Annotated in this window: 9 protein-coding genes and 1 pseudogene; 5 read left to right on the top strand and 5 right to left on the bottom strand. The window is 64.4% G+C overall.

All coding sequences use genetic code 11. The features are described from left to right. Positions 1-185: pseudogene (locus FJ471_RS24100) on the top strand (isoprenylcysteine carboxylmethyltransferase family protein); the annotation flags it as partial. Positions 186-193: 8 nt separating this feature from the next. Here FJ471_RS24100 and FJ471_RS24095 read toward each other — a convergent pair. The 4 genes from FJ471_RS24095 to ettA form a co-directional block, all read right to left on the bottom strand. Beyond that, positions 194-1,315 (bottom strand): beta-ketoacyl-ACP synthase III, encoded by a 1,122-nt coding sequence (locus FJ471_RS24095; protein WP_140807227.1) that lies wholly within the window; start codon positions 1,313-1,315, stop codon positions 194-196. A gap of 116 nt (positions 1,316-1,431) precedes the next feature. Further along, positions 1,432-1,725, bottom strand: a complete 294-nt coding sequence (locus FJ471_RS24090) for a hypothetical protein (RefSeq protein ID WP_246684816.1) — start codon at positions 1,723-1,725, stop codon at positions 1,432-1,434. 305 nt (positions 1,726-2,030) lie between these two features. After that, positions 2,031-2,798: a trans-aconitate 2-methyltransferase gene (tam, locus tag FJ471_RS24085; protein ID WP_140807225.1), complete on the bottom strand. Its 768-nt coding sequence runs from the start codon at positions 2,796-2,798 to the stop codon at positions 2,031-2,033. 39 nt (positions 2,799-2,837) lie between these two features. Further along, complete coding sequence (gene ettA / locus FJ471_RS24080) at positions 2,838-4,487, bottom strand: energy-dependent translational throttle protein EttA (RefSeq protein ID WP_140807224.1); 1,650 nt, start codon at positions 4,485-4,487, stop codon at positions 2,838-2,840. Positions 4,488-4,753: 266 nt separating this feature from the next. Between ettA and FJ471_RS24075 the strand changes: the two genes are divergently transcribed. After that, entirely contained in the window at positions 4,754-6,031 is a 1,278-nt protein-coding gene (locus FJ471_RS24075) for a GGDEF domain-containing protein (protein ID WP_246684815.1), read from the top strand. A 47-nt stretch (positions 6,032-6,078) separates the two neighbouring features. Here the strand turns inward: FJ471_RS24075 and FJ471_RS24070 are convergent, their stop codons facing one another. Then, complete coding sequence (locus FJ471_RS24070) at positions 6,079-7,086, bottom strand: ribonuclease (protein ID WP_140807223.1); 1,008 nt, start codon at positions 7,084-7,086, stop codon at positions 6,079-6,081. 307 nt (positions 7,087-7,393) lie between these two features. On the opposite strand from FJ471_RS24070, the gene FJ471_RS24065 reads away from it, so the two are divergent. The 3 genes from FJ471_RS24065 to FJ471_RS24055 all read left to right on the top strand — a co-directional run bounded on the left by FJ471_RS24065 (position 7,394) and on the right by FJ471_RS24055 (position 11,224). Then, entirely contained in the window at positions 7,394-8,326 is a 933-nt protein-coding gene (locus FJ471_RS24065; RefSeq protein WP_140807222.1) for an alpha/beta hydrolase, read from the top strand. 79 nt (positions 8,327-8,405) lie between these two features. Further along, positions 8,406-9,578, top strand: coding sequence for a CaiB/BaiF CoA-transferase family protein (locus FJ471_RS24060; protein WP_140807221.1), 1,173 nt, complete (start codon positions 8,406-8,408; stop codon positions 9,576-9,578). Beyond that, positions 9,575-11,224, top strand: a complete 1,650-nt coding sequence (locus FJ471_RS24055; protein ID WP_140807220.1) for a thiamine pyrophosphate-binding protein — start codon at positions 9,575-9,577, stop codon at positions 11,222-11,224. Before FJ471_RS24060 ends, FJ471_RS24055 begins: the two co-directional genes overlap by 4 nt. The last annotated feature ends 47 nt before the right edge of the window (positions 11,225-11,271 follow it).

The following is an 11,271-nucleotide window of genomic DNA, read 5'->3' as shown; positions in this document are numbered from 1 at the left end:
TGTCTGTTCTCGCCACCATGGCGGTCAAGGGCACGGTATGGGGCATAGGCGGCGCCGCCCTGCTGCTCGTCGGCGTCGTCGTCAAGGCGCGGCTGGAAGAGAGCTTCCTGCGCGGCGAGCTCGGCCCCGCCTATGATGATTACGCCAGGCGCGTGCCGATGCTGGTGCCCTTCGCGCCGGTCTGATCGCCGGCTTAGAGCATCCTGAGCAACGCGCCGCCGATCGAATAGCCGGCGCCGAAGGCGCAGATCAGGCCGAAATCGCCGGCCTTCATGTCGGCATGGTTCTCCGACAGCGCCACGATCGCACCGGCGCCGGCTGTGTTGCCGAGCCGCTCCAGCACCATCGGCGCGCGATCATGGTCGACGTCGTGGCCGAACGACAGTTTCAGGATCATCGCATTCATGCGCGCGTTGGCCTGATGCAGCCAGAAGCGGCGGATGCCATCCGGTGTCAGCCCGTGCTCGGCCAGGAATTCGACGATGAATTTCTGGCCGGCGACGGTGACTTCCTTGAACACCTTGTTGCCGACCTGCTTGATGAGATTGCCTTCCAGGTTGATCATGTAGGGATCGTCCTGGGCCGTGCGCGTGTGGTAGCCGAGATTGGTGCGGATGTTGTTCGACATCTGTGTCCAGGTGCGCGTGTCGAGCACCTCGAAGCGCCCCGGCCGCTTTTCGCCTTGCGCCAGTCCCTCGACGACCATGGCGACCGAAGCATCGCCGAAGATGAAATGCGTCTGCCGGTCGCGGAAGTTGAGGTGGCCGGTGATGATTTCCGGCGTCGACACCAGGATGCGCTTGTGCGCCCCCGACCTGACCAGATTGACGGCGACATGCAGCGCCGCCGCCGCCGAAGAGCAGCCAAGCCCCATGTCGAAGCCGGCGCCCTTGGTTCCCAGCGCCTCCTGCATCTCGATGGCGATGGCCGGATAGGGCCGCTGGTGGTGCGAGGCCGAGCAGATCACCAGGTCGACATCGGACCCATCGACGCCTGCATGCGCAAGCGCCTTCCTGGCCGAGGCGATGCCGAACTCCGCCTCCAATGACAGCGCGTCGTCCGGCCGTGCCGGAATGCGCGGCGACATGCGGGTCGGGTCGAGGATGCCCTCACGCTCGACGACATGGCGGCTCCTCACGCCCGAAGCGTGCACGATGAAGTCGCTGTCCGATTTCTGCAAAAGCGGCTCGCCGGTGTCGGCGCGGCGCGCATTCTCGGTGTCGACCCAGCTGTTGAAGCTTGCGACCAGCTCTTCATTGGTGATGACGGGTTCGGGGATCTCGGCGCCGATGCCGCTGATGATGACGCGATGCATGTCCAATCCGTACCGAGCCCGGCCGTAACGGGCTCTGATGTGGGCGCGGAAATGGCCCGGCGCAACCCTTGTCGCATTTGGCCGGTTTATACCAGCTTAAACTCCGCCCTGGCGGCTCACCAGGCACACAGCTTTGTGTTGGTCTGCGGATTGTTCCAGCAGGCGCCGTCGTCGCGGCTGCGCACGAATTGCCCGGGCAGCGATCGGTTGCGTCCGCCTAACTTGGCATAGCCGAAGGCAAAGCCCGGCTGGTCGATCTCGAGCGTGATGGTGGGATAGCCGGGCGCCGAGACGCGGAAGCTTCCCTCGCCGTCCAAGGCCTTGTAGTTGCACGGATAATAGCCGTCATCCGTGGTGAAGCAGCGTGCCGGCTTGGCCTCGGCTGCCATCGAAAGAGAAACCGCAGCCATGCACAAGCAGCCCGCGAGCCCGATCTTGCCCAATGTCATTTGCCACCCCCTGCCCTGCGGCCCCCTCCAGGGGATAGCCGACCATGGTCCAGATGGATGAAATGCGCATGACGGCGCAAAGGGGTCAAGGAGCGGGGCGAGTGGAGGGTGTGTTGAGATTCAGGTCAGGCCGAGTCGGAGTCGAAGACGGGCGCGAAGCGACCAAACAAGGCGGCTTCCGAGAACCGGAGCAGAGCGTACTTGAAGTACGTGAGCACCGGAAGCGCAGGAAACCGCCATTTGCAGGCCGGCCTCATCAACACACCCTAGGCGCGTTTGGCGACGATGAAGATACGCGGAAAGCGCAGCAGCACCTTGCCGTTCGCCGTCCTCGGATAGGCCTTGGCGATCTTGGCGGTGTAGCTGTCGAGAAACACCTTCTTCTCATCCGCGTCGAGCGGATCGAGGAACGGCTTCAGCCCGGTCGCCTTGACCCATTCGACGATCGCCTCGGCATCGGCAAGCGGATGGTTGTAGGCCGTGTGCCAGATATCGAGCCGGTCGGCGAGCGGCGACAGAAGATCATAGTAGAAGGACACCGGCGGCAGCGGCCCGCGCGCCGCACCCTCGAGCTTGGCCGCAAACGACAGTTCCGCCGCTGTCTCGCGCATCAGCTGATGCGACGGCTCGCCGAGATTGTCGGGCATCTGCACGGCCAGCGCGCCGCCCGGCGCCAGAAGCCCCATCAGCCGCTGGAACACCGCCGGGTGCTCAGGCAGCCACTGGAAGACGGCATTGGCGAAGATGACGTCGACGGGATGCTCGGGCTGCCATCCGGCGGCATCCGCCAGCTCGAAATTGACATTCGGCAGCCGCGCCCTCGCCTTCTCAATCATGTCGGGCGAGGTGTCGAAGCCGCTGACCAGAGCATCCGGCCAGCGCTCGACCAGAAGCTCGGTCGAGTTGCCCGGACCGCAGCCGATATCGACGACGCGGCGTGGGAAATCGACCGGCACCTGCGCCACGAGATCACGCGCGGGGCGCGTGCGCTCATCCTCGAACTTCAGATACTGGGCGGCGGACCAGTCAGCCATGTCAGAACCTCGCTCTGTTCGCCGCCCTTTGGACTGATGCTACCGCGTCAGCCGCTTGTGCGTCATGCGGTGCGGGGCTGCCGCTTCGGCGCCGAGGCGGCGCAGCTTGTCCTTTTCGTATTCCTCGAAATTGCCTTCGAACCATTCGACATGCGCGTCGCCCTCGAAGGCGAGCATGTGGGTGGCCATGCGGTCGAGGAACATGCGGTCGTGGCTGATGATGACGGCGCAGCCGGCATAGGCTTCGAGCGCATCTTCCAGCGCGGCCAGCGTTTCGGTGTCGAGGTCGTTGGTCGGTTCGTCGAGCAGCAGCACATTGCCGCCGCCCTTCAGCATCTTGGCCAGGTGCACGCGGTTGCGCTGGCCGCCCGAAAGATTGCCGACCTTCTGCTGCTGGTCGCCGCCGCGGAAGTTGAAGGACGAGCAGTAGGCGCGGCTGTTGACCTCGTGCTTGCCGAGCTTGATGACCTCGGCGCCGCCGGAAATCTCTTCCCACACCGTCTTGTTCGCATCGAGCGCATCGCGGCTCTGGTCGACATAGCCGAGCTTGACCGTCTCGCCGATGCGGATCGTGCCCGCATCCGGCTTTTCCTGGCCGGTGAAGGTCTTGAACAGCGTCGTCTTGCCGGCGCCGTTCGGGCCGATGACGCCGACGATGCCGCCCGGCGGCAGACGGAACGACAGGTTCTCGATCAAAAGCTCGTCGCCAAAGCCCTTGTTGAGGCCTTCGACCTCGATGACGACATTGCCAAGGCGCTCGCTCGCCGGGATGACGATCTGCGTGTCGGTCGGCTTGCGGTTTTGCGACTGCTCGACCAGTTCCTCATAGGCCTTGATACGCGCCTTCGACTTGGTCTGGCGCGCCTTCGGCGAGGACTGGATCCACTCGCGCTCGCGCCAGATCGACTTCTGGCGGGCGTCGTCCTCGCGGCCTTCCTGGATCAGGCGCTTGGCCTTGGCGTCGAGATATTTGGTGTAGTTGCCCTCATAGGGAATGCCGCGGCCGCGATCGAGCTCCAGGATCCAGCCGGTGACGTTGTCGAGGAAGTAGCGGTCGTGGGTGATGATCAGCACCGAGCCCGGATAGTCGCGCAGGTGCTTTTCCAGCCACGCCGTGGTCTCGGCATCGAGATGGTTGGTCGGTTCGTCGAGCAGCAACAGGTCGGGCTGGCGCAGCAGAAGCTGGCAAAGCGCGACGCGGCGGCGCTCGCCGCCCGAGAGATTGGTCACTTGGGAATCGCCTGGCGGGCACTGCAGCGCATCCATCGCCATCTCGACCTGCTGCTCGAGATCCCAAAGGTTGAGCCGGTCCATCTCGTCCTGGAGCTTGCCGGACTCGTCCGCCGTCTCGTCGGAATAGTTCATCATCAATTCGTTGTAGCGCTCGATGATGGCGGTCTTCCGGGCGACGCCTTCCATGACGTTTTCCATCACGGTCTTGTTGGGGTCGAGCTGCGGCTCCTGCGCCAGGTAGCCGACGGTGGCACCCTCGGCCAGCCACGCCTCGCCCTGGAACTCCTTGTCGAGCCCGGCCATGATGCGCAGGATCGTCGACTTGCCCGAGCCGTTGGGGCCCAGAATGCCGATCTTGGCGTCCGGATAGAAGGACAGGTGAACGTTATCGAGCACCTTCTTGGTGCCGTAGGCCTTCGACAGGCCGGACATGTGATAGATGAACTGGCGAGCCACGCGCGCTTTCCCTGGAAACTGAAGTGTCAAGGTGGATGGGGGTTGCGCGCTATGTAGGCGATGAAGGGCCGAACGGCAATCGCTTTCGGCGAGAGACGGCCAAACGGTGCGCATTCGCCCGGTTTGCACCCCTAAAGTAGGTCCACAGCTTTTCGCCGCCGCCGGCGGCAGCCTGAAATCAGTGGTTAACCATTCGCCTGCAAAACGCTAATAGATTGGGAAATCGCGGCCATGCCGTGGTTTCGGGGAAAGATCGGATCGACGACGTGCTGAACGGTGTCCTGCTCCTTGCCGAAGCGGTTCTGTATTTCGGCGCCATGGTCACGCTTTTCCGCTTCCGCCGCCGCATCGGGCTTGGCGTGTTCGTCTGCGCGCTCGGCGTCATGCACTTCCTCGAAACCTACCTTGCCAGCGTCTTCTATGTCGCGCTGCCATTCGGGCTGGTGTCGCCGGGTTCCGCCGTGCTGTTCTCCGGCAAGCTGGTCATGCTGCTTCTGCTCTACATGAAGGAGGACGCGGCGACCGTCCGCCAGCCGATCTACGGCCTGCTGCTCGGCAACGCCCTGATGATCGGCCTGGTGCTGGTCCTGCGCCTGCACGCGATCGCCCCGCTTTCGAGCGGCAGGATTCCCGACATTGCCTTCATCGACGAGATGGGCTGGCTGATGGTCTGGGGCACCTCGCTGCTCTTCGTCGACGCCATCCTGATCATCCTGCTCTACGAGAAGCTCGGCGCCTATCTGCGCGCCAGGCCGTTCATGCGCATCCTCGCATCGGTCGCCTGCGTGCTCACCTTCGATCAGGCCGGCTTCTTCACCGCGCTGCATTTCGTCGCCGGCGCGCCGATCGAGGTCTTCTTCGGCGGCTGGTTCGCCAAGATGGGCGCAGCACTCGCCTATAGCGGCATGCTCGTCGCCTATCTCAAATGGGTCGAGGACAACGATGTCGCCGTCCCGCGCGGCCTCTCCGACATTTTCGACACCCTCACCTATCGCGAGCGCTATGAAGCGCTGATCAAATATGTCGGCCGCGACGGCCTCACCGGCCTCTTACATCGCGGCAGTTTCGATGCCGACGGCGAATCCGCTGTTTCGGCCGCCATCAGGATCGGCAAGCCGCTCAGCCTGCTCATCGTCGACGTCGACCATTTCAAGTCCATCAACGACCGCTTCGGTCATGCCGAGGGCGACAAGGTGCTGAAATCGATGGCGGCTTTGCTGGCCGAGACGGTCGGCGGCAACGATCAGGTGTTCCGCATCGGCGGCGAGGAATTCGCCGTGCTGACACAGCAGTTGCACGCGCCGGCCAGGCTGCTCGGCGAGACCATCCGGAACGCCGCCAAGACATCGGCGCATACCAACCGCTTCAACATCACCGTGAGCGCCGGCGTCTCCACCGTCAGCGAGACGACGCGCTGCCTCGCCGACATTTTCGCGCTGGCCGACCAGCGCCTCTACAAGGCCAAGCTGAGCGGTCGCGACCGCGTGGTCGGCGAACCCGGCAGCGAGGCGATCATCCTGCAGGCCGCCCCCAGATCAGCCTGACAAAAGAACCAGCCTGACCAATATCCGCCCGGCCAGGGAACTCCCGCCTACTGGAAGCCGATCGCGTCGACCGTGCCCTTCGGGCAACCGGCCTTGCCTGTCGACGCCGATGCCATCATGAGATCGGCAAGCTTGCTGTGCGGTCCGATTGGGCCGGACAGGCCGAGCGTCAATTCGCCGATCAGGCGCCGGCCGCTCGACGGGTCGACCAGGCAGGACACGCGCACGCGGTCGCCCGCGCCGGCGCCGAAAGCTTCGTTGAAGGCGCCTCGGATCTGGTCCGAGGTCAATTGCTTGCCGATGTTCTTGTTGAAGAGATCGCGCACCGCGGACGCGTTCACCGCCCGCATCAGGTTGAGCGCGTCGGAGAAATACTCCTGCTGGCTCTTGCCGTAGCAGGTGCCGTGCTTGATCCATTCGTGGCGCTCAAGCTTGGAAGCCGTGCCCGGCATCACCTGGTCGAGCTCGGCGCGCGTGTTGGCGTCGAGATCGACCGGCGGCAGGTCTCCCCAATGCGTCGGATTGTCATTGGCCTTGTCGCTCGCCGATACCTGGCAATAGAAATTGCCGTTCGGCTGCGGCCATAGCCCATGCAGTGTAAAATGCGAGGCATCGAACTCGCTTGGGCTTTGCGCCTTGCATTCGGGCTTGCTCGCCTTGGTCTCGCAGAATGCCGGCTGCCAGCTCAGCGCAAAGACATATTCGGGTTTTCCGGAGGCAGACGACGGCTTGGCCTGACCGGAAGGCGCTGGGGCGGTAGCCGCGCTGCCGCCGCTGACATGGCCGCAGCCGATCTTCACCCAGCGCCGCTCGGGATCGGCGCCCGGCACCTGGATAAGGTAGTGGGTCGGCTCGTCCTTGTTGGCGGCAAGAAGGTCGTAGCTCTTTCCGGCTTCGGTCGAGATGTTGCCGGGGTTCTTGCCGCTCTTGATGGCCTGCGTCGCGGGACAGGCGCTGTCGGCAACGAAAGTGCCGCTCATCTTCACATCGGCATGCGCCGCGCCGGCACCGGCCACGGCCAGCACCATCGAACCCCACAATGCCCAAACCCGCATCCCGCTCTCCCGGCGATCATTGAACCGTATTGGATTCGTCACACTAGAACAGCCGGCGTGTCAGAATTGCGATCTTTTTCACCACGCGAAAAAACAATCCCCAGCTCAGCGCTTCCGTCGGCGCGTTCGCAAGTGGCTGCGCACCTCCGCGAGACGGCGGATTGCCGGCGTTGCATATCGGCAAGCGCGCTCGTCCACTTGACGCCGGCAAAGCCCTCGCCCAACAGTCGACCAGAGCATGATGCCGAAAAGTGTGAAGCGGTTTTCGGACGCCATCATGCTCTATCTCTTGGGTTTAGAGCGAGACATGCCATTCGACAGAAAGACCAGCCTGGCCTCACCGACCGGGGCCGAGCTCAACCTCTATGTGAAAGAAGCCGCCGGTAATCCGCGCGCCGTGGTCCAGATCAACCACGGCCTGGCCGAGCACGCGGCGCGCTATGCCCGCTTTGCCGATTTCCTGAGCGGGCGCGGTTTCCACGTCTATGCCCACGACCATCGCGGTCACGGCGCGACGAAGGCGGCCGACGCGCCGCTCGGCAAGTTTGCGGCTGTCGATGGCATCGCCAAGGTGATCGCCGATGTCGACGCCGTTCACGACCTGATCGCGACGGAGCATCCAGGACTGCCGGTCATTGTTTTTGGACATTCGCTCGGCGCCTCGGTCGCGCTGAACTTTGTCCTGCGCCATTCCGAACGCGTCCATGCCGCTGCGATCTGGAACGGTAATTTCTCGCAAGGTCTGCTCGGTCAGTTGGCGTTGGGCATCCTCGGCTGGGAGCGGATGCGGCTGGGTTCCGACGTGCCGTCTCGCCTCCTACCCAAGCTTACCTTCCAGGCCTGGGGCAAGGCTGTGCCCAATCACCGGACCTTGTTCGACTGGCTGTCGCGCGACCCGGTCGAGGTCGACAAATATGTCGCCGACCCGCTCTGCGGCTGGGATGCTTCGGTCTCGATGTGGCGCGACGTGATCGACATGGCGCTTCACGGCGGCAAGGACCAGAGCTTTGCCGGCGTCCGACGCGATCTCTTCGTCAACCTTGTCGGCGGCGAGAAGGATCCCGCGTCGGACTACGGCAAGGCCGTCGATCACCTGGCAAAGCGCATGCGGGCGATGGGCTTTTCGAATCTGGTTTCAAAGGTTTATCCGGAAACCCGCCATGAAAGCCTGAACGAGATCAACCGCGACGCCGTCATGAACGATTTCGCCGTCTGGGCGGACGGCGTGCTGAAATCCTGACGCGGTGGCCTATCGCATGGCTCGTGACACGGCCGGCACGGGTTGCTAGAGGCTGCGTTTCGTTAGAACACGGTGATCCATGGCAGAACCCCCGCTGAAAGGCATCCGCGTTATCGAGCTCGCCCGCATCCTCGCGGGACCCTGGGCCGGGCAGTTGCTGGCCGATCTCGGCGCCGATGTCGTCAAGGTCGAGAGCCCGGATGGCGGCGACGACACCCGCAAATGGGGCCCTCCTTTCGTCATGAGCCATGACGGCGAGAACCTTTCGGCGGCCTACTACCATTCCTGCAATCGCGGCAAGCGTTCCATCGCCGTCGATTTCTCCAAGCCCGAGGGTGCCGAGACGCTGCGCAAGCTGGTCGCCACCGCCGACGTGCTGATCGAGAACTTCAAGCTCGGCGGCCTGAAGAAATACGGCCTCGACTACGAAAGCTTGAAGGCGATCAACCCGCGCCTGGTCTATTGCTCCATCACCGGCTTTGGCCAGGACGGTCCCTATGCGCCGCGCGCGGGCTACGATTTCATCATCCAGGCCATGGCCGGCATGATGTCGATCACCGGCGAGCCCGGCCGTGAGCCGCAGAAGGCCGGCGTCGCCATCTCGGATCTCTTCACCGGCCTCTACTCGGTCGTCGCCATCCAGGCAGCGCTTCGCCATGTCGAAATGACCGGCGAGGGCCAGCATATCGACATGGCGCTGTTCGACAGCCAGATCGCCGCCCTCGGCAACCAGAACCTCAACTATCTGGTCTCCGGCAAGTCCCCGGTGCAGATGGGCAATGCGCATATGAACATCGCCCCTTACGAGGTTCTGCCGGTGAGGGACGGCCACATCATCCTCGCGGTCGGCAATGACGGCCAATTCGGCAAGTTCTGCGCCGCCGTCGGCCTCACCGATCTGCCGGCAAACCCGGATTTCGCCACCAACCCGGCGCGCGTCGCCAACCGCGTGAGGCTGCGCGAGACGATCGTCGCGACGCTGGCGGCACTCGATCGCGATCCGTTGCTGGCGAAGCTGGAGGCCGCGGGTGTTCCGGCAAGCCCGATCAACACGATAGGCCAGATGTTCGCCGATCCGCAGACCATCGCGCGCGGCATGCGGCTCGACCTCGACGACGGCCATGGCAACCACCTGCCTTCCGTGCGCGCGCCGATGGTTATGTCGGGCACGCCGCTGGTCTATGAGCGCCCGTCGCCACGCCTTGGCGAGCACACGGACGAAATCCTTGCCGAACTGGAGAGAGCAAAATGAAGACCGGCGGACAACTGATCGTCGAGGCGCTCGAAGCGAACGGCACCGACCGCATCTTCTGCGTTCCGGGCGAATCCTATCTCGCGGTGCTCGATGCGCTGCATGACTCTTCGATCCGCACCATCGTCTGCCGCCAGGAAGGCGGTGCTGCGATGATGGCCGACTGTCAGGGACGGCTGACCGGCAAGCCCGGCATCTGCTTCGTCACCCGCGGCCCCGGCGCCACCAACGCCTCGGCAGGCATCCATATCGCGATGCAGGATTCGGTGCCGCTGATCATGTTCATCGGCCAGGTCGCCAGCCACGCCAAGGAACGCGAGGCCTTCCAGGAGGTCGACTACAAGCGCTTCTTCGGCGACATCGCCAAATGGGTTGTCGAGATCGACGACGCCGCGCGCATCCCCGAATTCGTGACGCGCGCCTTCGCCGTCGCGACCTCCGGTCGCCCGGGCCCGGTGGTCATCTCGCTGCCGGAGGACATGCTGACCAGCGAGGTCGAGGCGCCGGAAGCGCTGCCGCACACGCAGGTCGAGACGCGTCCGGGCGAAGCCGAGCTCGATGCGCTGCAAATGCTGCTCGCCAATGCAAAGCGGCCGTTCGTCATCCTCGGCGGCACGCGCTGGAATGAGCAAGCGGTGGCGCATATGCGCACGATCGCCGAGGCCTGGTCCCTGCCGGTCGGCTGCTCCTTCCGCCGCCAGATGCTGTTCGACCATCTGCATCCGAACTACGCCGGCGATGTCGGCATCGGCATCAATCCGAAACTGGCGGCGCGCATCAAAGAGGCCGACGTCGTGCTCCTGCTCGGCGGCCGCCTTGGCGAGATGCCGTCTTCCGACTACACGCTGCTGAAAAGCCCCTACCCCGACCAGGCGCTGGCGCATGTCCATGCCGATGCCAGCGAGCTAGGCCGCGTCTACCGGCCGACGCTTGCGATCAACGCTTCGCCCCCCGCCTTCGTCGAGGCCTTCGCCAGGCGCAAGCCCGCCGCCAGGCCCGCCTGGGCGGACGAGACGGAAAAGGCGCACGCCGCCTATCTCGAATGGTCGACGCCGCCGCAGACCGGCCCGGGCGCCGTTCAGATGGGCCCGATCATCGAACATCTGGGAAAGGTCCTGCCGGAAGACGCCATCCTCACCAACGGCGCCGGCAACTACGCCACCTGGGTGCATCGCTTCTACCGCAACCGCCGCTTCGGCACGCAGGCGGCGCCTACGTCCGGCTCGATGGGCTACGGCACGCCGGCCGCGGTCGCCGCCAAATCGCTGTTCCCGGATCGCATGGTGGTCGCCTTCGCCGGCGACGGGTGCTTCCTGATGAACGGCCAGGAATTCGCGACGGCTGTCCAGTATGACCTGCCGATCATCGTGATTGTCGTCAACAACGGCATTTACGGCACGATCCGCATGCATCAGGAGCGGGAATATCCGAGCCGCGTCGTCGCCACCGAGCTCAGGAACCCGGACTTCGCGGCACTTGCCCGCGCCTATGGCGGCCATGGCGAGACGGTGGAAAAAACCGCCGACTTTGCGCCGGCCTTCGAACGCGCGCGCGCCAGCGGCAAGCCGGCGATCGTCGAGATCAAGCTCGATCCCGAAGCGATCACGCCGACCCGCACGCTGACGCAAATCCGCAACAAGAGCTGAGGCGGCGACTTCCTACTGGCTACACGACAAAAGGGGCGGTGAACCGC

Origin of the sequence: Mesorhizobium sp. B2-7-1 (assembly GCF_006440735.1) — a bacterium.
GTDB lineage: Bacteria > Pseudomonadota > Alphaproteobacteria > Rhizobiales > Rhizobiaceae > Mesorhizobium.
The sequence above is the reverse complement of the archived record's forward strand: the minus strand, read 5'-3'. Positions and strand labels throughout refer to the sequence as shown.